At 75.6% G+C, this 21,520-nt stretch carries 17 protein-coding genes and 1 rRNA gene; 11 read left to right on the forward strand and 7 right to left on the reverse strand.

The window, feature by feature from the left end; all coding sequences use genetic code 11:
• Positions 1-115, forward strand: a 5S ribosomal RNA gene (gene rrf, locus RM780_RS23925); the annotation flags it as partial.
• Positions 116-211: 96 nt separating this feature from the next.
• Here the strand turns inward: rrf and RM780_RS23930 are convergent.
• The 5 genes from RM780_RS23930 to RM780_RS23950 are packed head-to-tail and all read right to left on the reverse strand — an operon-like array spanning position 212 to position 5,884.
• On the reverse strand, positions 212-1,519 hold the full coding sequence (locus RM780_RS23930; RefSeq protein ID WP_311632953.1) for a DUF58 domain-containing protein: 1,308 nt from the start codon (positions 1,517-1,519) through the stop codon (positions 212-214).
• Positions 1,519-2,484, reverse strand: a complete 966-nt coding sequence (locus RM780_RS23935; RefSeq protein WP_311632954.1) for an AAA family ATPase — start codon at positions 2,482-2,484, stop codon at positions 1,519-1,521. Before RM780_RS23935 ends, RM780_RS23930 begins: the two co-directional genes overlap by 1 nt.
• A 59-nt stretch (positions 2,485-2,543) precedes the next feature.
• Positions 2,544-3,827, reverse strand: a complete 1,284-nt coding sequence (locus RM780_RS23940) for a DUF4350 domain-containing protein (RefSeq protein WP_311632955.1) — start codon at positions 3,825-3,827, stop codon at positions 2,544-2,546.
• Positions 3,824-4,501: a DUF4129 domain-containing protein gene (locus RM780_RS23945; RefSeq protein WP_311632956.1), complete on the reverse strand. Its 678-nt coding sequence runs from the start codon at positions 4,499-4,501 to the stop codon at positions 3,824-3,826. The genes RM780_RS23940 and RM780_RS23945 overlap by 4 nt, the downstream gene beginning before the upstream one ends.
• Positions 4,502-4,504: 3 nt before the next feature.
• The gene (locus RM780_RS23950) at positions 4,505-5,884 is read right to left on the reverse strand and encodes a DUF7544 domain-containing protein (RefSeq protein WP_311632957.1); all 1,380 of its coding nucleotides are present in this window, start codon (positions 5,882-5,884) and stop codon (positions 4,505-4,507) included.
• Between the two features lie 181 nt (positions 5,885-6,065).
• Here RM780_RS23950 and mtnA point away from each other — a divergent pair, with 181 nt between their 5' ends.
• The 7 genes from mtnA to RM780_RS23985 all read left to right on the forward strand — a co-directional run bounded on the left by mtnA (position 6,066) and on the right by RM780_RS23985 (position 14,443).
• Positions 6,066-7,250 (forward strand): S-methyl-5-thioribose-1-phosphate isomerase, encoded by a 1,185-nt coding sequence (gene mtnA, locus RM780_RS23955; protein ID WP_311632958.1) that lies wholly within the window; start codon positions 6,066-6,068, stop codon positions 7,248-7,250.
• On the forward strand, positions 7,247-7,924 hold the full coding sequence (gene mtrA, locus RM780_RS23960) for a two-component system response regulator MtrA (RefSeq protein ID WP_311632959.1): 678 nt from the start codon (positions 7,247-7,249) through the stop codon (positions 7,922-7,924). Before mtnA ends, mtrA begins: the two co-directional genes overlap by 4 nt.
• Position 7,925: 1 nt before the next feature.
• Positions 7,926-9,905 (forward strand): MtrAB system histidine kinase MtrB, encoded by a 1,980-nt coding sequence (mtrB, locus tag RM780_RS23965; RefSeq protein WP_311632960.1) that lies wholly within the window; start codon positions 7,926-7,928, stop codon positions 9,903-9,905.
• Positions 9,895-11,733 carry an LpqB family beta-propeller domain-containing protein gene (locus RM780_RS23970; protein ID WP_311632961.1) on the forward strand — a complete coding sequence of 613 codons (1,839 nt, stop codon included), beginning with the start codon at positions 9,895-9,897 and terminating at the stop codon, positions 11,731-11,733. The genes mtrB and RM780_RS23970 overlap by 11 nt, the downstream gene beginning before the upstream one ends.
• 103 nt (positions 11,734-11,836) lie before the next feature.
• Complete coding sequence (locus tag RM780_RS23975) at positions 11,837-12,583, forward strand: ComF family protein (protein ID WP_311632962.1); 747 nt, start codon at positions 11,837-11,839, stop codon at positions 12,581-12,583.
• A 255-nt stretch (positions 12,584-12,838) separates the two neighbouring features.
• Positions 12,839-13,573 carry a ribosome hibernation-promoting factor, HPF/YfiA family gene (gene hpf, locus RM780_RS23980; RefSeq protein ID WP_311632963.1) on the forward strand — a complete coding sequence of 245 codons (735 nt, stop codon included), beginning with the start codon at positions 12,839-12,841 and terminating at the stop codon, positions 13,571-13,573.
• A gap of 144 nt (positions 13,574-13,717) precedes the next feature.
• Positions 13,718-14,443, forward strand: coding sequence for a response regulator transcription factor (locus tag RM780_RS23985; RefSeq protein ID WP_311632976.1), 726 nt, complete (start codon positions 13,718-13,720; stop codon positions 14,441-14,443).
• 30 nt (positions 14,444-14,473) lie between these two features.
• On the opposite strand, the gene RM780_RS23990 is transcribed toward RM780_RS23985, so the two are convergent.
• Complete coding sequence (locus tag RM780_RS23990) at positions 14,474-15,658, reverse strand: winged helix-turn-helix domain-containing protein (RefSeq protein ID WP_311632964.1); 1,185 nt, start codon at positions 15,656-15,658, stop codon at positions 14,474-14,476.
• 145 nt (positions 15,659-15,803) lie between these two features.
• Between RM780_RS23990 and secA the strand changes: the two genes are divergently transcribed.
• Positions 15,804-18,644 carry a preprotein translocase subunit SecA gene (gene secA / locus RM780_RS23995; protein ID WP_311632965.1) on the forward strand — a complete coding sequence of 947 codons (2,841 nt, stop codon included), beginning with the start codon at positions 15,804-15,806 and terminating at the stop codon, positions 18,642-18,644.
• Between the two features lie 199 nt (positions 18,645-18,843).
• Here secA and RM780_RS24000 read toward each other — a convergent pair whose 3' ends face one another.
• A complete protein-coding gene (locus RM780_RS24000) occupies positions 18,844-20,058 on the reverse strand; it encodes an Rv3235 family protein (RefSeq protein WP_311632966.1) in 1,215 nt (404 codons plus the stop codon).
• Positions 20,059-20,186: 128 nt separating this feature from the next.
• Here RM780_RS24000 and RM780_RS24005 point away from each other — a divergent pair, with 128 nt between their 5' ends.
• Positions 20,187-20,690, forward strand: coding sequence for a DUF6912 family protein (locus tag RM780_RS24005; RefSeq protein WP_311632967.1), 504 nt, complete (start codon positions 20,187-20,189; stop codon positions 20,688-20,690).
• 80 nt (positions 20,691-20,770) lie between these two features.
• Positions 20,771-21,481 (forward strand): HAD family hydrolase, encoded by a 711-nt coding sequence (locus tag RM780_RS24010; RefSeq protein WP_311632968.1) that lies wholly within the window; start codon positions 20,771-20,773, stop codon positions 21,479-21,481.
• Positions 21,482-21,520 lie beyond the last annotated feature (39 nt).

The raw sequence follows: 21,520 nt of genomic DNA on the forward strand, positions 1-21,520 counted from the left end.
CGGTGGTCATGGCGGAGAGGAAACGCCCGGTTACATTCCGAACCCGGAAGCTAAGCTTTCCAGCGCCGATGGTACTGCATGGGGGACCGTGTGGGAGAGTAGGACACCGCCGGACAAATATTGAAGAAGGTGAACGGGAGAGGCCCGCTGGAATACGCCAGCGGGCCTCTCCCGTTTTGCATTTCCACCCGTCCCGTTCGGACCATCCCGTTCAGAGCCGGCCGCTCGCCTTGAGGGCCAGGTAGGCGTCCGCGACGGCCGGCGGGAGGTCCTCGGGGGGTGCCTCGACAACGGTGACGCCGAGGCTGCGGAGGTGCGCGGAGGTGCGTTCGCGCTCCGCCTGGTGCTGGGCCGCCGCCGCGGCCTCGTACACGGCGGGGGCGGTGCCCCGGGCACCGGCCATCTCGGAGATGCGCGGGTCCGCGACGGAGGCCACCAGCACGGTGTGGCGGCGCGTCAACTGCGGAAGCACCGGCAGGAGTCCGGACTCCACGGGGGCCGCGTCCAGGCCGGTGAAGAGCACGATCAGCGAGCGCCGGGGCGCCCCGGCCAGCGCGGCCGAGGCCATCGCCCGGGTGTCCGTCTCCACCAGCGCCGGCTGAAGCGTCGTCATCGCCTCCACCGCCGCCGGGAGGATGTCGCGCCCCGTCCGGCCGCGCACCGAGGCACGCGTCGTCCGGTCGAACGCCAGCAGGTCCACGCGGTCCCCGGCCTGCGTGGCCAGGGCGGTGAGCAGCAGTGCCGCGTCCATGGCCGCGTCGAGCCGGGGGATGTCGCCCACCCGGCCCGCCAAGGTGCGGCCGGTGTCCAGGACCAGCACCAGGTGCCGGTCGCGCTCCGGCCGCCACGTGCGGACGGCCAGGCTCGACTGCCGGGCCGTTGCGCGCCAGTCGATGGACCGCACGTCGTCCCCGGGAACGTAGGCCCGCAGGCTGTCGAACTCGGTGCCCTCGCCGCGGGTCAGCAGGGTCGTGCGGCCGTCCAGCTCCCGCAGGCGGGCGAGCTTGGCCGGCAGGTGCTTGCGGCTGGCGAAGGGCGGCAGGACGCGCAGCACCCACGGCACGTCGTGCCCGCCCTGGCGCGCGGCCAGCCCGAGGGGGCCGTACGAGCGGACCGTCACCCGCACCGGGCGGTGGTCGCCGCGGCGGGTCGGGCCGAGGACGGTGGTCAGCCGGCGGCGTTCTCCCGCGGGAGCGTCCAGCCGGTGCCGGGAGGCGGCGAAGGAGGTGCCCGGCCGCCAGCTACTGGGCGGCCAGGCGTCGCGCAGGTCCGCGCGGAGCGGGCGGCCGGAGGGGTTGGTCACCGTCAGGTGCACGGGGGCGTCCTCGCCGAGCCGGACGCTGGTCGCGCCGGAGCGCTCGATCCGCAGCCCCCGGACCGGGGCGGCCAGCCAGAGGTCGAGGAGGACGGCGGCCAGCAGGGGCACGGCCACGGCGAGGATGCCGTGCCAGCCGGGCAGGGCGCCGACGACGAGGGCGCCGAGCGCGGCGAGCAGGGCCGTGCGGCCGGTCAGCGCCATCAGCGGGGGACCGGCACGCGGGCGAGGAGGCCGTTGAGCACCGAGTCGGCGGTGACGCCCTCCATCTCGGCCTCCGGGCGCAGGCGGACCCGGTGCCGCAGGGTGGGCAGGGCCAGCGTCTTCACGTCGTCCGGGATGACGTAGTCGCGGCCGGAGAGCCAGGCCCAGGCGCGGGCCGTGTTCAGCAGCGCGGTGGCGCCCCGCGGGGAGGCGCCCAGGGAGAACGAGGGCGATTCGCGGGTGGCGCGGCACAGGTCGACGATGTAGCCGGTGACCTCGGGGGCGAGGGAGACCTTGGCGACGGAGGCGCGGGCGGCGGCCAGGTCCTCGGGGCCGGCGACGGCGCGCAGCCCGGCGGCGGCCAGGTCGCGGGGGTCGAAACCCTCCGCGTGGCGGGTGAGGACGTCGATCTCCTGCTCGCGGGCGGGTAGCGGGAGGTTGAGCTTCAGCAGGAAGCGGTCCAGCTGGGCCTCGGGCAGCGGGTAGGTGCCCTCGTACTCGATGGGGTTCTGCGTGGCGGCCACCAGGAACGGCTCCGGCAGGGGGCGCGGCACGCCGTCCACGGTGACCTGCCGCTCCTCCATGGCCTCCAGCAGCGAGGCCTGGGTCTTGGGGGGCGTGCGGTTGATCTCGTCCGCCAGCAGGAGGTGGGTGAAGACCGGGCCGGGCTGGAAGGAGAACTCGGCGGTGCGGGCGTCGTAGACCAGGGAGCCGGTGACGTCGCTGGGCATCAGGTCCGGGGTGAACTGCACGCGTTTGGTGCCCAGTTCGAGGGTGGCGGCGAGGGCGCGGACCAGGAGGGTCTTGGCGACGCCGGGGACGCCTTCGAGGAGGACGTGGCCGCGGCACAGCAGGGCGACGACCAGTCCGGTGACGGCGGCGTCCTGGCCGACGACCGCCTTGGCGATCTCGCCGCGGACGGCGGTCAGGGCGGCGTGCGGGCCGCCTTGGGTCGGGGAGGTCACGGGCTGGGGCCTGGCCTTTCGGGTCGGTTCGGTCTCTGGGGTGTCGGTCGGCGTGGCTTTCAGCGCGTCGCGTCGGGGTCCGGGGTCCCGGTCGCGGCGACGCGGCGTTCGAGGGCGTCGAGCGCGTCGGCGAGGCGGATCAGCGCCTGGTCGTCGCGCGGGGGCGGGCCGAAGAGGAGCGCCGTGAGTTCGGGCGGGGCGTCCCCGGTGTGCGCGGCGACGGCGCCCGGGAGCGTCTCGGGGGCGTGGGCGGCGGCCGGGGGGAGGCCGACGAGGGGTGCGAGCCGGGCGCGTGCGGCGGCGCGCAGGGCGGCGGCGGCCCGGTCGCGCGCGCCGGCCCGGTGGTAGAGGCGGGCGTGGCCCTCGGTGGTCTCGGCCGCCGGGACGACGACGGGCAGCGCCTCGGGAACGACGGGGCCGAGGCGGCGCCCGCGCCAGAGGGCGGCCAGGGCGGCGGCGATGGCGAGCTGGAGGGTGGCCCAGCGCCAGCCGGGGTCCACCAGGGACAGGAGGCCGTCCCCGCCTTCGGGGGCGTCCTGGCCGGAGGGCAGGTACCAGACCAGCTCGGCGTGGGCGCCGAGGAGCTGGAGGGCGAGGGAGGCGTTGCCGTCCTCGTCCAGGTGCTCGTTGTACAGCGGCTCGGGCGTTCCCATGAGGACGACGGCCCCGCCGCCCTCGCGGGGGAGGGTGACGAGGGTGGGCAGGCCGTCGGCGGGGTAGCAGCCGGCGTTGGTGTCCTGGCCGGGGGGCACGGCGTAGCGGTAGCCGCCGAGGCGGGCGCTGCCGGCGCGGCGGGGGGCGTCCTCGGCGCAGCGGGGCTCGCGTTCCTGCGCGGGCGCGGGGGCGGCGGCCAGGACGCCGGGGGCGAAGGCGTCGAGGGCGTCCTGGGCGGGGGCGATCAGCACGGTGCGGGCGCCCTCGGCGCCGGCGGCGCGGGCGAGGGTGTCGCGGGCGCGGTCGGTGAGGGCGTCGGGGCGGGCGATCAGCAGCGTGGTGCCGGGTCCGGCGGCGCGGGCGGCCTCGTCGGCGGTGGTGGCCAGGGTGGTGCGCACGCCGTGGCCGGCGAGGAGTTCGGCGACGGCGCGGCTGCCGTTCTGGGCGGCGGAGCGGGGGTGGAGGGCGGCGCTCTCGCCGGAGGTGAGGAGGGCGATGAGGAGACCGGTGACGACGAGAAGGGCCAGGGCGATCAGGAGACCGCGCCCGCGGCGCCAGAGCTGGCGGGCGGTGGGGGAGACGGCCGTTCCCGCCGGGGCGTCGGGGGGCGGGGAGGCGTCGGCCGGAACGTCCGGGGCAACGCCGGTGGTGGCGGCCGGTTCGGGGCCGGCGGGGGCCGGGGCGGTCACGGGGCCGTCCAGGCGGGCGCGGCCGGGTCGAGGGCGGGGCGGGTGCGCAGCAGGGCCTCGTCCAGCTCGGAAAGGGTCCGGTAGTCCTCGGCGTCGGCGGCGCGCCCGCCGTAGGTGACGGCGTCGAAGCGGGCGGCGGCGGAACGCAGGGCCTGGGCGTGGCCGGGCATGGGGCGGGCCGCCTCGGCGGCGGCCTCGTTCGCGGTGCGGCCGGGGCGCGGCTCCAGCAGGGCGCGTTCCTCGAGGGAGCGGACGACGGCGCGCAGGCGTTCCTGGACGGCCGGCGTCCAGCGTTGGGCCGCGGCGTGCGCGGCGGCGGCGGCGCGGTGTTCGGCCGCGGTGCGGGGCCGGTCGTCGGCGAAGAGGCCGCCGGTGCGGCCGGGTCCGGCGGCGGTGCGCAGGGCGCCGAGGCGCAGGCGCAGGGCCACGAGGAGGGCGGTGATCAGCAGCGCGATGACCAGGAGGCCGAGCCAGCCGCCGGGGGTGCCGAAGGCGGCCTCCTCAAGGACGCCGAAGATGTGGTCCCACAGCCAGTTCCACAGGCGGCGGGCCGGGCCGGGCTCGTGCTCGGCGTAGATCCGGCGGGACAGCTCGCGTTCCGCCTCCTCGCGGGCGGGGGTGCGGCCCACGACCACGGGCGGGCCCGTGGGGTCCTCGGTGGCCGGCAGCGCCATGCCTCAGCCGCCCTGCTGAGGTGTGGCGACGCCGGCGGCGCGGGCCAGCTCCAGGTCCAGGGCCTCGCGGCGGATGCGCTGGTCGATGTAGAGGAGGGCGGTGACGCCGGCGCTGATGGGCAGGGTGATGGTGGTGGCCACGACCGCCCCGATGCCGGAGATCGCCAGGTAGGTCCAGGTCAGCTCGTTGGTGCCCTCAAGGAAGCTGCCGGCGCCGTCCCCGGCGATGACTGCGGCCAGCGCCGAGGTGGGGAACTCGATGATGCCGGAGACGATGAACAGCAGGACCATGACGAGGAGTTGCACGCCGAAGACGCGCCACCAGGAGCCGCGGACCAGCTTGGCGGAGCGGCGCAGGGCGGCGAACACGCCCTGGCGTTCGAGCATCAGGGCGGGTGCGGCGAGGGAGAAGAGGACCCACAGCCAGACGCCCGCGACCAGGCCGCCGAGGGTCAGCAGAACGACGAGGGCGACGACGCCGGTGGCCGCGCCGATCAGCAGGGGCACGGCGACGGCGGCGGCGAAGATCAGCGGCACGAGGAGGGCGACGGCCAGCAGGCGCATCAGGCGGCTGCGGGAGTCCTGCCAGGCCTCGGCGAAGGTGACGGAGCGGCCCAGGACGGCGCGGCTGACCACGATGGTGAGCATGGCCGTGGCCAGCACGGTGCCCAGGATGCTGACGATCCCGGCCAGGGAGAGGAAGCCGGCGAGGTCCGCGAAGGCGTCGCGCAGCTCCTCGTCGGTGGGGTTGGGGTTGTCCTGGACGGCCTGCAGCCCGGAGCTGTCGCTGAGCCACAGGCGGGTGGCGATGGTGGCGGCGAGCTGGGTCAGGATGGCGATGCCCAGGGCTATGGCCAGGGCGGTGCGCCAGTGGGCGCGGGTGGTGGAGACCGCGCCGTCGAGTATCTCGCCGATGCCCAGGGGGCGCAGCGGGATGACGCCGGGCTTGGCGACCCAGGGGTAGGGTTGCCAGCCGCCCCCTCCGGCGGGGCCGCCGCCCCAGCCGGGGTGCTGGGGCTGGGGGTACTGCTGCCACTGCTGGGGGTGCTGCGGGTAGCCGGCGCCGGGGGGCGGCTGGTGGCCCCAGCCCTGCTGCCCCCAGCCCTGCGGGGCGCCGCCCCAGCCCTGCTGCTGCGGGTGGGGCTGCTGCGGGTGCGCCGGCGGGGGCACGGCCTGCCAGCCCTGCTGCTGCTCGGGCGCCGGGGGCTGCTGGGGCTGCGGCGCGGGCTGGTGCTCCGGGGCCGGGCCCGGGGCGTTCTCCCGCTTGTCCAGGGACGGCGGCGCGGGCGGGGGTGAGGCGGGCTGCTCGTCGGGCGCGCGGTCGCGCCCGCCCTCGTCGGGGGGCGGGGATCCGGGCGAGGCCCAGCCCGGCGAGTCGCTCACGGTGGTCTCCTCCGTCGCTGCTCAGGCGGTCGCTGCGTACGCGTGCGTACGTCGCGCCTTTGTGCCGTCCGTTGTGGCCCATCGTGCCACGGGGCCCCGCCGGGCGCGTCGTGGCGGTGGCCGCGGGCTCCCGGTCCCTCCCGGCTTCTCCCGGCCGGGGGAAGGCGGGCACACTGTGCCAATGGCTGAACCGGACGATCTCCCTCTCGCGCCGCTGCGCTGGGCCGAGCCCCCCGACGGGCCGGTGGTGATCCTGCTCGACCAGACCCGGCTCCCCGACGAGGAGGCCGAGCTGGCTTGCACGGACGTGGACGGCCTGGTGGCCGCGATCCGGTCGCTCGCCGTGCGCGGGGCCCCGGTGCTGGGCCTGGCCGGGGCGTACGGGGTGGCGCTGGCGGCGGCCCGCGGCTACGACGTGCGGGAGGCGGCGCGGCGGCTGGCGGAGGCCAGGCCCACGGCCGTGAACCTGGCGTACGGGGTCGGGCGGGCGCTGGCGGCCCACCGGGCGGCGGGAGGGGAGGGGCCGACGGCCGCGGCGGCGGCGCTGGCGGAGGCGCGGGCGTTGCACCGTGAGGACGCCGAGGCCAGCGTGCGGATGGCGGACCTCGGGCGCGCGCTGCTGGGCGAGCTGGTGCCGGGCGGCGGGTACCGGCTGCTGACCCACTGCAACACCGGGGCGCTGGTCTCGGGCGGGCGGGGAACGGCCCTGGCGGTGGTGGGCGCGGCGCACCGGGCGGGTGAGCTGCGGCGGCTGTGGGTGGACGAGACCCGGCCGCTGCTTCAGGGGGCGCGGCTGACGGCGTTCGAGGCCGCGCGGGCGGGGATGCCGTTCGCGGTGCTGGCGGACGCGGCGGCCGGGTCGCTGTTCGCGGCGGGCGAGGTGGACGCGGTGCTGATCGGCGCGGACCGGATCGCGGCCGACGGCTCGGTGGCGAACAAGGTCGGCAGCTATCCGCTGGCCGTGCTGGCCCGGCACCACGGGGTACCGTTCGTGGTGGTCGCGCCCGTGAGCACCGTGGACCCGGCGACGCCCGACGGCGGCGCCATCCGCATCGAGCAGCGGCCGGGCGAGGAGGTCACGCACGTGCGCCCGGGGGCGCGCGTGGCCCCGGTGGGCGCTCAGGCGTACAACCCGGCGTTCGACGTGACGCCGCCCGAGCTGGTGACGGCGATCGTCACCGAGCGGGGCGTGGTCTCGCCGGTCGGCCGGGCCGCCCTCGCCGCGGTCTGCGCCGCGGCGGGTCCCGCGGCCGGCGGGGCCGTTCCCCCGGCGCGGGAGGCGGCGCCCGGCAGCCGCGCGACGGCCGCACGTCCGCCGGAGTTCCGGGCGGAGTCAGGATCAGGGGATGGGATGATGAGGTCATGAAAGGACGCGTACTCGTCGTCGACGACGACACCGCTCTGGCGGAGATGCTCGGCATCGTGCTGCGCGGAGAGGGGTTCGAGCCGTCCTTCGTGGCCGACGGGGACAAGGCGCTGGCCGCTTTCCGCGAGATCAAGCCCGACCTGGTGCTGCTGGACCTGATGCTGCCGGGCCGGGACGGAATCGAGGTGTGCCGGCTGATCCGGGGCGAGTCGGGCGTGCCCATCGTCATGCTCACGGCCAAGAGCGACACGGTGGACGTGGTCGTGGGCCTGGAGTCCGGCGCGGACGACTACATCGTCAAGCCGTTCAAGCCCAAGGAGCTGATCGCCCGCATCCGCGCGCGGCTGCGGCGCTCCGAGGAGCCCGCGCCGGAGCAGCTCGCCATCGGGGACCTGGTCATCGACGTGGCCGGGCACTCGGTGAAGCGCGGCAGCCAGACCATCTCGCTCACCCCGCTGGAGTTCGACCTGCTGGTGGCGCTGGCGCGCAAGCCGTGGCAGGTCTTCACCCGCGAGGTGCTGCTGGAGCAGGTGTGGGGATACCGGCACGCGGCGGACACCCGGCTGGTGAACGTCCACGTGCAGCGGCTGCGTTCGAAGGTGGAGCGGGACCCGGAGCGTCCCGAGATCGTGGTGACCGTGCGCGGCGTCGGCTACAAGGCCGGGGCCGGCTGAGGTGACCGACCGGGTGTGGTGGCACAGCCCGCGGCTGCTGCCCGAGGGGGCGACGACCGGCCGGGCGCAGCCCGCCATCCGGATCTTCGGCCGCTGGGCGCGCGGCCCGCTGCTGTCGTTGCGCCGGCTGTGGCGGCGGAACATCCAGCTGCGGGTGGTCGCCAGCACCCTCCTGCTGTCGCTGGCCGTCGTGCTGGTGCTGGGCATCGTGGTGATCGGGCAGGTGCGCAACGGCCTGCTGGAGGCCAAGCGGCAGGCGGCGCAGAGCCAGGCCGAGGGCGGGTTCTCCGTCGCGGCGGAGCTGGCCGCGGACGGCGGGGACACCGGGGAGCCGGGCGCCGGGCAGCAGACGGGCATCAGCAGCAACTGGATGACCGGGCTGGTCGGGCAGCTCGCCAGCGGCGGCCAGGGCGTCTTCTCCATCGTGGCCCTGCCCGTGCGGCCCTCGGGACCCTCGCTGGCCCCCGCCCCCGGCTCGGTGACGCGCTCGCCGGTGCAGTCCCAGGACGTGGAGTGGGAGAGCAGCATCCCCGAGGAGCTGCGCGAGGCGCTGGACGCCGACCCGGCCACGCACTGGCAGTACGGCAGGATCATCCGGCCCGACGGCAGCGCCGAGGCCGGGGTGATCGTCGGGCGGCGGCTGACGGACAACGCGGGCAACCAGTACCACCTCTACTACCTCTTCCCGTTCACGCAGGAGGAGCGCTCGCTGAGCCTGGTCACGGGCACGATCGCCACGGCCGGGGTGTTCGTGGTGGCGCTGCTGGGCGCGATCGCGTGGCTGGTGGTGCGGCAGGTCGTCACGCCGGTGCGGATGGCGGCGCGGATCGCGGAGCGGCTGGCGGCGGGGCGGCTGCAGGAGCGGATGAAGGTCTCGGGGGAGGACGACATCGCGCGCCTGGGCGAGTCGTTCAACAAGATGGCCCGCTCGCTCCAGCTCCAGATCCAGCAGCTGGAGGAGCTCTCCCGGATGCAGCGGCGGTTCGTCTCGGACGTCTCGCACGAGCTGCGCACCCCGCTGACGACGGTGCGGATGGCGGCGGACGTCATCCACGAGGCGCGCGGGGACTTCGACGCGGCCACGGCGCGCTCGGCCGAGCTGCTGCTGAGCCAGCTCGACCGGTTCGAGTCGCTGCTGGCGGACCTGCTGGAGATCAGCCGCTTCGACGCCGGGGCGGCGCTGCTGGAGGCGGAGCAGACGGATCTGCGGGACGTGGTGCACCGGGTCGTGGAGGGCGCCGAGCCGCTGGCGGAGCGGCGCGGCGGGCGGCTGCTCGTGGAGGGCGCGGCCCTGCCGGTGGTGGCCGAGGTGGACCCGCGGCGGATCGAGCGGGTGGTGCGGAACCTGGTGGTCAACGCCATCGAGCACGGCGAGGGGCGCGACGTGACGGTGCGTCTGGCGGACGGTCAGGAGGGCGGGGCGGTGGCCATCGCGGTGCGGGACCGCGGCATCGGGCTGCGCCCGGGGGACGCGGAGCGGGTCTTCAGCCGGTTCTGGCGGGCCGACCCGGCGCGGGCGCGGACCACGGGCGGCACGGGGTTGGGGCTGTCGATCGCGCTGGAGGACGCGCACCTGCACGGCGGGCGGCTGGAGGCGTGGGGCGAGCCGGGGGGCGGGGCGCAGTTCCGGCTGACGCTGCCGCGGACGGTGGGCGGGCCGCTGCGCGGCTCGCCGATCCCGCTGGAGCCGCCGGACTCGCGGGCCCGGCGGGCGCGGGCCGCCGGCGGCGGTGCCGCTGCCGGCGGGGCTGGCGGCGGGGCTGGCGGCGGGACGCCGCGCGGCGCGGAGGCGGAGGCCCGGGGCGAACGGCCGGGGGAGCGCAACGGTGAACGGCCGGCGGAGCGGCCGGGTGGACGCCCCGGGGAACAGCGGGGCGAACGGCCGGGCGCACGAAACGGCGAACGGCCGGGCGAACGGCCCGCGCCGGGCGAGGCGGGCGCGGCCGGGTCCCGGGACGCGGAGGGCCGCCGTGGGCGTTGACGGAACACGCCTGGCGCGCGGGCGCGCCGGGCGGCGGCGCGGCGCGGCGGGCCTGCTGGCGGCCGGGCTGCTGCTGAGCGGCTGCGCCTCGATGCCCGACAACGGCCCCGTGCAGCGGGTGGAGTCCTCCGCGCGGGCCGCCGAGGGCGAGCCGCAGGTGCTGGTGGACGCGGTCCCGCCGCAGGACGGCCTGAGCGCGCAGCAGATCGTCAGTGGCTTCCTGGAGGCCGTGACCAGCGACGACGTGCGGTTCGAGACCGCGCGGCAGTACCTGACGCCGCGGCTGGCCGAGTCCTGGGACCCCTTCGCCGGAACGACCGTGCTGGAGGCCGGGCTGTCCCTGGCCACCGCGCCGGGCGAGGAGGGGCGCGTAAACCTGAGCGGCACGCTGCTGGCCTCCGTGGACTCCTCGCACGTCTACGCCCCGGCCGAGGGCCCCTACGAGGAGGCGTTCCGGCTGCGGCGCGTCGAGGGCGAGTGGCGCATCGACGACGCGCCCGACGGCCTGGTCATGGCCGAGGCCGACTTCCGCCGCAACTACCGTTCCGCGGGCACCTATTACTACGCGGACCTGGGCGGGCAACGCGCGGCGGGCGTGGACGGCAAGGTGCTGGTGCCGGACCCGGTGCACGTCAGGCGCCGCATCGACCCCATCCGGGAGACGCTCCAGGCCCTGCTGGACGGGCCGAGCGAGTGGTACGACCCGGTGGTGATCACGGCCGTTCCCGGCGGGGTGACCCTGGCCGACGGGCGGGCGCCGGGCATCGACGACTCGGGCGTGCTGTCCGTGTGGCTGGAGGGCATGCCGGCGGACTACCCGGACCAGGGCTGCGAGCGGATGGCGGCCCAGGTGCAGCACACCGTCCAGAACCTGACCTCGGCCGGGGTCTCGGAGACACGGCTGCTGTCGGCGGACGGCACCCGGCTGTGCACGCTGGACCAGGCCGGGGCCGAGGCGAACGCCCCCGGACTGCTCGACGGGCGCCTGGACCGCTCCTACTTCATCGACGAGGACGGCCGCCTGGTCTCGGTGACGGGCGAGGACGCCGACCCCAGGCCGGTCAGCGGGCCGCTGGGCAGCGGGGACGTCCCGCTGCGCGGCGCCGCCGTCAGCCGCGACCGGGCCCGGGCCGCCGCCGTCTCGGCCGACGGCGGCGAGCTGTACGTCGCGGCGCTCTCCGCCTCCGGCGACCCCGAGCCCGAGGCCGCGGTCACCAGCGAGGCGGACGGAGAGGATCAGGGGCTGAGCGCCCCGAGCTGGGACGGCCTGGGCGACCTGTGGGTGGCCGACCGCGACCCGCGGCACCCGCGGCTGCTGCGCCTGGACGGCGGCGAGGGCCCGGTCGAGGAGGTCCCGGTCTCGGGGCTCGCGGAGGGAGAGCGCATCGAGGCCCTGCGGCTGGCCGCGGACGGGGTGCGCGTCGCGCTGCTGGTCTCGGACGGGGAGGCCACCACGCTGCGCCTGGGCCGGGTGGAGCGCTCGGGGGCCGAGGAGGACGAGCCGGTGACGGTTCGGGTGCCGCCCACGGTCGTCCCGCGGCTGGACCACGTGGTCGCCGCGTCCTGGGCCGGGGGCAGCCGGCTGGTGGTCGTGGGCCGGCCGGAGGACGGCGTCGAGCAGCTCCAGTACGTCGTGACGGACGGCTCACCCTCGAACGTGCAGGCCGTCCCCGGGCTGCCCTCGGTCGCCGGGATCGCCGCGGCCGAGGACGAGTCCCAGCCGCTGGTGGTGGCGCAGGCCGACGAGGTGATCGCCCGCCTCCAGGACGGGCAGTGGAAGGTGGTCACCACCTCCGGGAGCGGAACGGCGCCCGTCTACCCCGGCTGAGGGGTCCACTCCTGCCGAGGGGGGCGCGGGGCGCGCGGAGTCCGGCGGATACGGCCGTTCGGGGCATTGCGGGCGCCGTGCGCGCTGCGCCACGGTGGTGCCCATGCGGACGGCTGCGGCGTGGGGCGCCCGGGAGGCGCGGCGGGTCTGGGTGGCCTGGTGGACCGAGCTGGGCGGCCTGGTGCTGCCGGTGACCTGCGCGGGCTGCGGGACGGGGCGCGAGCCGCTGTGCCCGCGCTGCCGCCGCGCGCTGGCCGGGGCGCGGCCCCGGCGAGTGCGGCCCGTCCCCGAGCCGGGCGGGCTGCCGCCGGTGTACGCGGCGGCTCCCTACGCCGGCCCCGCGCGGGCCGTGCTGCTGGCGCACAAGGAGCGCGGGGCGCTGCCGCTGGCCAGGCCCCTGGGGAACGCCCTGGCGGGGGCCGTCCGGGCGGCGGGCGCCGGGGCGGCGCGCGGCCCGGTGATCGGGCTGGTGCCGGTGCCCTCCACGCGCGCCGCGGTGGCCCGGCGGGGGCACGACCCGGTGCGGCGGATGGCGCTGGCCGCGGCCGGGAGGCTGCGGCGGGAAGGGCTCGCGGTGCGGGTCAGGCCGGCGTTGCGGCTGTGCCGGGCGGTGGCCGACCAGGCGGGGCTCGGGGCCCGGGAGCGGGCGGCGAACCTGGCCGGGGCGATGGCCGCGGGCCCCGGGGCGCTCTCCGCCGGGGAGCCGGTGGTGCTGGTGGACGACGTGCTGACCACGGGTGCCTCGCTGGCCGAGGCGGCGCGGGCCGCGCGGGTGGGCGGGGCGCTGGTCCTCGGCGCGGCCGTGGTCGCGGGTCCCTCGTTCGGGTGGATTCCATCTACCGGCGAGTAGGGGTGCCGTGCCGGTGGGTCGAGCGGTAGCGTCGAAGGTGAGCAGGATACGGGCAAAGCCCCGCAAACGTGCACGAGGGGGCACGTTCCACCGAGAGCGTCCCCGGGGGATGTTGATCTTTCTCCCGGGGGAGAAGGAGGTGAAGTCGTCACCCCGTTGTAAGGCCGGAGACGGGCCGCGGACACCGGCCCTTCCGGTTGCCAGTGCACCAAGGGCGCCCGCGCGAGCGCTGGGCGCCCGGGAACGGAGTTCAGCGTGGACATCGTCGTCAAGGGCCGCAAGACCGAGGTGCCGGAGCGATTCCGGCGGCACGTGGCCGAGAAGCTGAAGCTCGAGAAGATCCAGAGGATCGACGGCAAGGTGACCCGCCTCGACGTGGAAGTGTCCAAGGAGCACAACCCGCGCCAGGCGGACCGTTCCGACCGGGTCGAGATCACCATGCGGCACCGCGGGCCCGTGGTGCGCGCCGAGGCCGCAGCCGCCGACCCCTACGCGGCCCTCGACCTCGCCGTGGAGAAGCTGGAGTCCCGGCTGCGCAGGGAGCACGACAAGCGCCGCTGCCGCCGGGGCCGCGACCGCATTCCCGCCGCCGAGGTCGCCGCCGTGGTCCGCGACACCGCGCCGCTGGGCGCCCCCGAGGAGCCCCGGGACGCCCGCACGGCGTCCCTGGACGGCGAGGCCGGGCCCGCCGCCGAGGCGGACCGGCCGCCGGTGCGCCGCCTGGGCCCGATGGTGGTCGAGGGCGACGGGCCGCTGGTGGTGCGGGAGAAGACGCACCGGGCCGCGCCCATGTCGCTCGACCAGGCCCTGTACGAGATGGAGCTGGTGGGGCACGACTTCTACCTCTTCGTGGACGCCGACACGAAGCTGCCCAGCGTCGTCTACCGCCGCCACGCCTACGACTACGGCCTGATCCACCTGGAGCCGGAGCCCGACTCCTTCACCACCGAGGCCCCGCCGCGGGGCATCGGGGGCGGCCTGGGGGGCTGAGCGCGCGCTCCGCGGGACGTTTCCGGCCGGGTCCGCCGCCCGGGCCCGGCCGGGGCGGACCCCGTGGAATCATGGGGTGGCCGAGGAGCGATCAGGCGCGAACGACCGGCAGGGGGACAGGCGGTGGACACTTTCGGACCCACGATGGCGCGGGGCGGGCGGGAGGCCGAGGACGGCGGGCCGCCCCCCGCGGGGCAGCCGCGGGAGCCGATCCGGGTGCTCGTCGTCGACGACCACGAGCTCTTCCGCCGCGGCCTGGAGATCGTCCTGGCCCAGGAGGAGGACATCGAGGTCGTCGGGGAGGCCGGCGACGGCGCCGAGGCCGTGGAGAAGGCCGCCGACCTGCTGCCCGACATCGTGCTGATGGACGTGCGGATGCCCCGCAGGGGCGGGATCGAGGCGTGCACCTCCATCAAGGAGGTCGCGCCCAGCGCCCGGATCATCATGCTGACCATCAGCGACGAGGAGGCCGACCTCTACGACGCGATCAAGGCCGGCGCCACCGGCTACCTCCTCAAGGAGATCTCCACCGACGAGGTCACCGCCGCCATCCGCGCCGTCGCGGACGGCCAGTCCCAGATCAGCCCCTCGATGGCGGCCAAGCTGCTCACCGAGTTCAAGGCGCTGATCCAGCGCACGGACGAGCGGCGGCTGGTGCCCGCCCCGAAGCTGACCGACCGGGAGCTGGAGGTCCTCAAGCTCGTCGCCACCGGGCGGAACAACCGGGACATCGCCAAGGAGCTGTTCATCAGCGAGAACACCGTGAAGAACCACGTGCGCAACATCCTGGAGAAGCTGCAGCTGCACTCCCGGATGGAGGCCGTTGTCTACGCAATGCGCGAGAAGATCCTGGACCTCGGCTCCGCCTGAACGGCCGCCCCGGGCCCCGCGCCGAACAGCTCAGCCGGTCAGCGCGCGCACCGCCGCGTCGAGCGGCCCGTGCAGCCCGTCGGGGGTCGTGCGTTCCACCCGGACCTCCGGGCAGCCCACCCAGCCCGCCGCCTCCGCCAGGGCCTGGGCCATCGCGGGTATCGCCGAGGCCGCCCGCGCGGGCGGGCCCTCGAACGCGGCGTGCCGGGCGACGAGCACCGGTCCTTCCCGCGCCGGGTCCACCCGCCCCAGCAGCCGGCCGCCGGCCAGCAGGGGCATCGCGAAGTACCCGTAGACCCGCTTGGGGCGCGGCACGTACGCCTCCAGGCGGTGGAAGAAGCCGAATATCCGCTCCGTCCGCGGCCGGTCCCAGATCAGCGAGTCGAACGGCGAGAGCAGCGTCGTGCGGTGCCGCCCGCGCGGCGGGGAGGCCAGCGCCCCGGGGTCCGCCCAGGCCCCCGCCGCGCCCCAGCCCTCCACCTTCACCGGCACCAGGCCGGTCTCCCGCACCACCGAATCCACCTGCGCCTGGGTCAGCCGGTGGTAATCCGCCAGGTCCGCGCGGGTGGCCACGCCCAGCGCCGCCCCGGCCCGCGCCACCAGCCGCCGCAGGCACTCGGCATCCTCCGTGCCGTCGCCAAGCAGCGCCTGCGGAACGGCCCGCTCGGGCAGGTCGTACACCCGCTTCCAGCCGCGCCGCTCCGTGCAGACCACGTCCCCCAGCGCCAGGGCCCGCTCCACCGCGACCTTGGTCTCGCTCCAGTCCCACCACGGGCCGCCGTTCTTCGCGCCGCCCAGCTCGGTCGCCGTCAGCGGGCCCTCGGCGCGCAGCCGGGCCAGCACCTTCTCGTACGCCGTCGGGGAGACCTCGCGCCACCAGCCGTCGCGGGCCCGGTACGCCCGGCGGCGGAAGGCGAACAGCGGCCACTCCTCCATCGGCAGGACGCAGGCGGCGTGCGACCAGTACTCGAACGAGCGGCCTTCCGACCAGTACGCCGACTCCACCGCCGCGCGCCGCACGGCCCCGAGGCGGGCGTACGGCAGCAGCTCGTGGGAGCGCGCCAGCACCGAGATGGTGTCCAGCTGAACGGCCCCCAGCCGCCGCAGCACACCGGGCACCCCGGCCCGGCGGTCGGGCGCGCCGAGCAGCCCCTGGGCGCGCAGCGCGATCCGGCGTGCCTCGTCGGCGGACAGGTCCACGGATGCCGCAGTCATGCGACGCATCGTAGGGGGCGGCACTGACACAGCACTGACACTGCTCCCGCAGCTCGCTTACCATGGCCGGTGCGGCGGGGCCACTCGCTGTGCCCGCGCACCCGAATCAGGCGCCAGGCCCGACCCGGCAAGGAGACCAGCCCTCGTGTCCGTCTTCAACAAGATCATGCGTGCAGGCGAAGGCAAGATCCTGCGCAGGCTCCAGCGCGTGGCCCAGCAGGTGAACTCGATTGAAGAGGACTTCCTCGGGCTCTCCGACGCCGAGCTGCGCGCCCTGACGGACGAGTACCGCGAGCGTTACGCCGACGGCGAGAGCCTGGACGACCTGCTTCCCGAGGCGTTCGCCACCGTCCGCGAGGCCGCCAAGCGGGTGCTCGGACAGCGCCACTACGACGTGCAGTTGATGGGCGGCGCCGCGCTCCACCTGGGCCACGTCGCGGAGATGAAGACCGGCGAGGGCAAGACGCTGGTCGGCACGCTCCCGGCATACCTCAACGCCCTCTCCGGGGACGGCGTCCACCTGATCACCACCAACGACTACCTGGCGCAGCGCGACTCCGAGTGGATGGGCCGGGTGCACCGCTTCCTGGGCCTGTCCGTCGGGTGCATCTCCGGCGGCATGCCCGCCGCCAAGCGCCGCGAGCAGTACGCCTGCGACATCACCTACGGGACGAACAACGAGTTCGGCTTCGACTTCCTGCGCGACAACATGGCCTGGTCGAAGAGCGAACTGGTCCAGCGCGGCCACAACTTCGCGATCGTCGACGAGGTCGACTCGATCCTCATCGACGAGGCGCGCACCCCGCTGATCATCTCCGGCCCCGCCGACCAGGCCACCAAGTGGTACGCCGACTTCGCCAAGCTGGTGCAGCGGATGGAGAAGGGCGAGGCGGCCGTTCCCACCCGCCAGATCCCCGAGACCGGCGACTACGACGTGGACGAGAAGAAGCGCACCGTCGCCATCCACGACGCGGGCGTCGGCAAGGTCGAGGACTGGCTGGGCATCGACAACCTCTACGAGTCGGTGAACACCCCCCTGGTCGGCTACCTGAACAACGCCATCAAGGCCAAGGAGCTCTACAAGAAGGACAAGGACTACGTCGTCATCGACGGCGAGGTCCTCATCGTCGACGAGCACACCGGCCGCATCCTGGCCGGCCGCCGCTACAACGAGGGCATGCACCAGGCGATCGAGGCGAAGGAAGGGGTGAAGATCAAGGACGAGAACCAGACCCTCGCCAAGATCACCCTTCAGAACTACTTCCGCCTCTACAACAAGCTCTCCGGCATGACCGGTACGGCGATGACCGAGGCGGCCGAGTTCAGCCAGATCTACAAGCTGGGCGTCGTGCCCATCCCGACGAACCGGCCGATGGCCCGCGCCGACCAGTCCGACCTGATCTACCGCACCGAGGTCGCCAAGTTCTCGGCCGTGGTCGAGGACATCGTCGAGCGGCACGAGAAGGGCCAGCCGGTGCTGGTGGGCACCACCTCGGTCGAGAAGTCCGAGTACCTCTCCCAGCAGCTCAACAAGCGCGGCGTCCGCCACGAGGTCCTCAACGCCAAGAACCACGAGCGCGAGGCCGCGATCGTCGCCAAGGCCGGCCGCAAGGGCGCCGTCACCGTGGCGACGAACATGGCCGGCCGCGGCACCGACATCAAGCTCGGCGGCAACCCCGACGAGATCGCCGAGGCCGAGCTCCGCGGGCGCGGCCTGGACCCGGTGGAGAACTCCGAGGAGTGGGGCGCGGCGCTGCCGCAGGCCCTGGAGCGCGCCGAGAAGGCCGTGGAGGCGGAGTTCGAGGAGGTCAAGGAGCTGGGCGGCCTCTACGTCCTGGGCACCGAGCGGCACGAGTCGCGCCGCATCGACAACCAGCTCCGCGGCCGTTCCGGACGCCAGGGCGACCCGGGCGAGTCCCGCTTCTACCTGTCGCTGGGCGACGACCTGATGCGGCTGTTCAAGGCGCAGATGGTCGAGCGGGTGATGTCCCTGGCCAACGTCCCCGACGACGTGCCGATCGAGAACCGCATGGTCACCCGCGCCATCGCCTCCGCGCAGGGCCAGGTCGAGCAGCAGAACTTCGAGATCCGCAAGAACGTCCTCAAGTACGACGAGGTCCTCAACCGCCAGCGCGAGGTCATCTACAGCGAGCGGCGCCGGGTGCTGGAGGGCGAGGACCTGCACGAGCAGGTGCGGTTCTTCATGGACGACACGATCGAGGCGTACGTCCGGGCCGAGACGGTCGAAGGCTTCGCCGAGGAGTGGGACATGGAGCGGCTGTGGGGCGCCTTCAAGCAGCTCTACCCGGTCCAGGTGACCGTGGAGGAGCTGGAGGAGGAGGCCGGCGGCCGGGACGGGCTGACCCCCGAGTTCATCGCGGAGTCCGTCAAGGAGGACATCCACCGGCAGTACGACCGTCGCGAGGAGGAGCTGGGCTCCGAGGTGATGCGGGAGCTGGAGCGGCGCGTGGTGCTGTCGGTCCTGGACCGCAAGTGGCGCGAGCACCTCTACGAGATGGACTACCTCCAGGAGGGCATCGGGCTTCGGGCCATGGCCCAGCGCGACCCGGTGGTGGAGTTCCAGCGCGAGGGCTTCGACATGTTCACCGCCATGATGGAGGGCATCAAGGAGGAGTCCGTCGGCTACCTGTTCAACCTGGAGGTCCAGGTCGAGCGGCAGGTCGAGCAGGTGCCGGTGCAGGCCGCGCCCGAGGGCGCGGCGGGCCGCCCGCAGGAGGCCGTTCCGGCCGGGGCCGGGCAGCGGCCGGCGATCCGGGCCAAGGGGCTTGAGGCGCCGAAGCGGGCGGACCGGCTGCACTTCTCCGCGCCGACGGTGGACGGCGCGGGCGGGGTCGTGGAGAGCGACTTCACCTCGGCGGAGGACGTCACCACCTCCTCGGCGTCCGGCCGCTCCGGCGCGGACGACGGCCTGAGCCGCGCGGAGCGCCGCAAGGCCCAGAAGGGAGGCCGCCGCCGCAAGAAGTAGCGGCCACCGCCCCCGACGACGCCGGGCCCGGCGCCCCGTGCACCTCGGCGCGGGGGCCGGGCCTCTGGCGTTCCCGGGGGCTCGCCGCGACGCCGTCCCGGCGCCGGGCGACCGCCGGGGCCGGTCCCACCGCCCGGCGCGGCGCGTCTCCGGCCTGCGGCCAGTGCTTGCGTCGCCGTGGCGCCGACGGGGCCGGGGGTCAGACGGAAGCTTGCGCGCTGCCGCCCGCCCCGGGCGCATGCCCGGCGCGAGGCCCCCGCTCCGTCGGCCGCCCCGCGCGAAGGGCCCCTGTTGCGGGCGCTCCGGACGGGTCCGCGCTCGCCGTTGCCGGTCGGCCCCTCGGCGCCGCGGGCGTGGTCGCCGCGCCCGTCGCGGCTGTCGCCGCTCGCGCGGGCCGCGCCGTGTCCGGCGACGCTCGGCGCGTGGCCGCCCGGCTCGTCGGTGCCGATGTCCCTGCTCTGCCCGGTGGCCGCTCCGCCGGGGTCCGACGGCGGGTCGCTGAGGGCGTTCGGGCGGGCCTCGTTGCGGCTGCGGCGGGCGGCGATGCCTCGCCCTGCGCCGGGCGGCCTGTCGTAGCGGGCGTTCTCGCTGCGCCCGGAGGCGTCCGCGCCTCGGCGCGACGGCGGGTCGTCGTCGGCGTTCGCGCGGGGTTCGTTGCGGCTGCGGCGGGTGTCTTCCCCGGCGGGGGCGTTCTCCTGCCGGGGGCCGGGCGGTCGGCTGGCGCGGGCGTTGCCGCCGAGCGCGGCGGCGTCTCCGCCTCCGGGCGAGGACGGCTCGGTGGGGCTGCCGCGGGTGTCTTCCCCGCAACGGACGGTCCCTGGCCCCGGGCCGGGTGGCCCGCGGACGTGGGCGTTGCCGTCGTGTCCGGCGGCGTCTGAGCCGCGCGCGGACGGTCCGCCGTCGGCGGTGTTCGCGCGGGGCCTGTCCCGGCCGGGCGGGGCGTCGCCCGGCCGGGGGGTGTCGCGGGCGCGGAGTCGCGGCGCGGCTGCGTGTCGAGTTCGATCGCGCAGCAGCGCCAGCGGCCGTCGGGGGAGCGTTCGAGGCGGAAGGCCAGGGCGCGCGTGCGGTCGCCGGTGGTGACGCGGGCGAACGCCTCGATGGCCTCGGCGCTCGGACGGCACAGGCCCACCCCGCGCAGGACGGGGCCCCGGCCGCCGGGGGGCGGGCGCAGGGGCGCGTCGGGCGCGAGGAGGGCGAGCCGTTCGTACGCCTCGTCGCGCGCGTGCCCGAGCAGCGCGTGCACCGGCCGCTGGCCGCTGAGGACCAGGACAAGCTGCTGGGCGAACCACTCGTGGGGCCGCCGCACGGGCAACGCCCGCTGCGGGCGCCGGGAGTCGGTGCGGCCGGGCGGCGCGGAGCGCGCGGGGCCGCGTTGGCTGATCCTCAAGGTGACCACCCCCCTGGGCAAAGGCACAGCAGCCGAGGGCTACTGGCAAGTAACTGCGGCGGATTGTAATCGCTCGGTCACTCACCGGCAAGAGGCGGGGCCCTGGTACAGTGGCTCGCCCAGCGGGCCGAGGTTCGTCCAGAAAGCGTCTGTCCATGCGCGTCTACGTTCCCCTCACACTCTCCTGCCTGGCCGAGCTGCACCGGTCACGGCAGACCGGGCCCGCGCCCCTCACGGCCTACGCCGTCACCCCCGCCCTGCGCGAGTGGTACCTCTCGGGGAGCCTGGAGGAGCTGGAGTACGCCGCCCTCAGCCGCGCCGCGCAGGCCTCCCTGCGCCTCCTCGCGGCCGACCCGAAGACGCCGCGGCGCCGCGTCGTGGCCGCCGCCGACGTTCCCGACCGCACCGCCGTGGCCGACCCCGACCGCGCCCTGATGGCCGAGGCGCTGGGCGAGGTGCGGCTGACCGAGGCCGTCCCGCTGGCGGCGTTCGCATCCGTGCACGTGGACGGCTTCGAGGCCGAGCCGGACGTGGCCGCCGCCGCCGAGGCCGTCGCGGCGGCCGATCTCGGCGACGACGACGCCCGGTTCACGGTGGACGGCGCCGCCGACCACGAGCTGCTGTGGTACGGCGTGCAGGAGATCGAGCACCTGCTGTGAGCCGGGCCGCGGCGGGACCCGGGGCGGGCGGCGGGGAAATTCACTGCCGCGTTGTCGGAGGCACCTCGTAGCGTGGAGACATGAACGACCCCACCGCACCGGCCTCCGCCGCCCACCTGGTCTGGGACTGGAACGGCACCCTCCTGCACGACATCGACGTCGTCCTCTCGGCGACGAACGCGTGCTTCGCCGAGGTGGGGATACCCCCGATCACCCTGGAGCGGTACCGCGAGCTGTACTGCGTGCCCGTCCCGCGCTTCTACGAGCGCCTGCTGGGCCGGCTGCCCACCGAGGAGGAGTGGGCGGTGATGGACGACGTCTTCCACCGGCACTACTTCGCCCGCTCCGAGACCGTGGCGCTGGCCGAGGGCGCCGCCGCGCTCCTCGCCTCCTGGCAGGCCTCGGGCCGCACCCAGTCCGTCTGCTCCCTGGCCGCCCACGACCGCCTCCTGCCCTGGCTCACCCGCCTGGGCATCGACCACCACTTCGTGAGGGTCGACGGGAATCGCGGGGACAGCGTGATCACCGGCAAGGCGGCGCAGATGGCGCTGCACGTGGCGGAGTTGCGCGCCTCGCTCGCGGGCGTGGACCCGGCGCGCGTCGTCGTCATCGGGGACGCCACGGACGACGCCGCGGCCGCCCTGCACGCCGGCGCCAAGGCCGTTCTGTACACCGGGGGTTCACACAGCAGAGGCAGCCTGCTCAGCGCCGGGGTGCCGGTGGTGGACAGCCTGGCCGAAGCCGTGCGGGTGGCCGAAGAGCTGGTGGGCACGCCGGAGCCGGGGCGCTAGCCTTGCATCCGTGATCAGTGCGATATCGGCTGGAGTTCC

The organism is Streptomyces boetiae, assembly GCF_031845405.1.
Taxonomy (GTDB): Bacteria; Actinomycetota; Actinomycetes; order Streptomycetales; family Streptomycetaceae; genus Streptomyces; species Streptomyces boetiae.

Bases quoted from the DNA above. Each gene is read 5' to 3' on its own strand.
- RM780_RS23930 (WP_311632953.1), bottom strand. From the start codon at position 1,519: ATGGCGCTGACCGGCCGCACGGCCCTGCTCGCCGCGCTCGGCGCCCTC.
- RM780_RS23945 (WP_311632956.1), bottom strand. From the start codon at position 4,501: ATGGCGCTGCCGGCCACCGAGGACCCCACGGGCCCGCCCGTGGTCGTG.
- mtnA (WP_311632958.1), top strand. From the start codon at position 6,066: ATGGCTGAACCGGACGATCTCCCTCTCGCGCCGCTGCGCTGGGCCGAG.
- mtrA (WP_311632959.1), top strand. From the start codon at position 7,247: ATGAAAGGACGCGTACTCGTCGTCGACGACGACACCGCTCTGGCGGAG.
- RM780_RS23975 (WP_311632962.1), top strand. From the start codon at position 11,837: ATGCGGACGGCTGCGGCGTGGGGCGCCCGGGAGGCGCGGCGGGTCTGG.
- RM780_RS23985 (WP_311632976.1), top strand. From the start codon at position 13,718: ATGGCGCGGGGCGGGCGGGAGGCCGAGGACGGCGGGCCGCCCCCCGCG.
- RM780_RS23990 (WP_311632964.1), bottom strand. From the start codon at position 15,658: ATGACTGCGGCATCCGTGGACCTGTCCGCCGACGAGGCACGCCGGATC.
- RM780_RS24005 (WP_311632967.1), top strand. From the start codon at position 20,187: ATGCGCGTCTACGTTCCCCTCACACTCTCCTGCCTGGCCGAGCTGCAC.
- RM780_RS24010 (WP_311632968.1), top strand. From the start codon at position 20,771: ATGAACGACCCCACCGCACCGGCCTCCGCCGCCCACCTGGTCTGGGAC.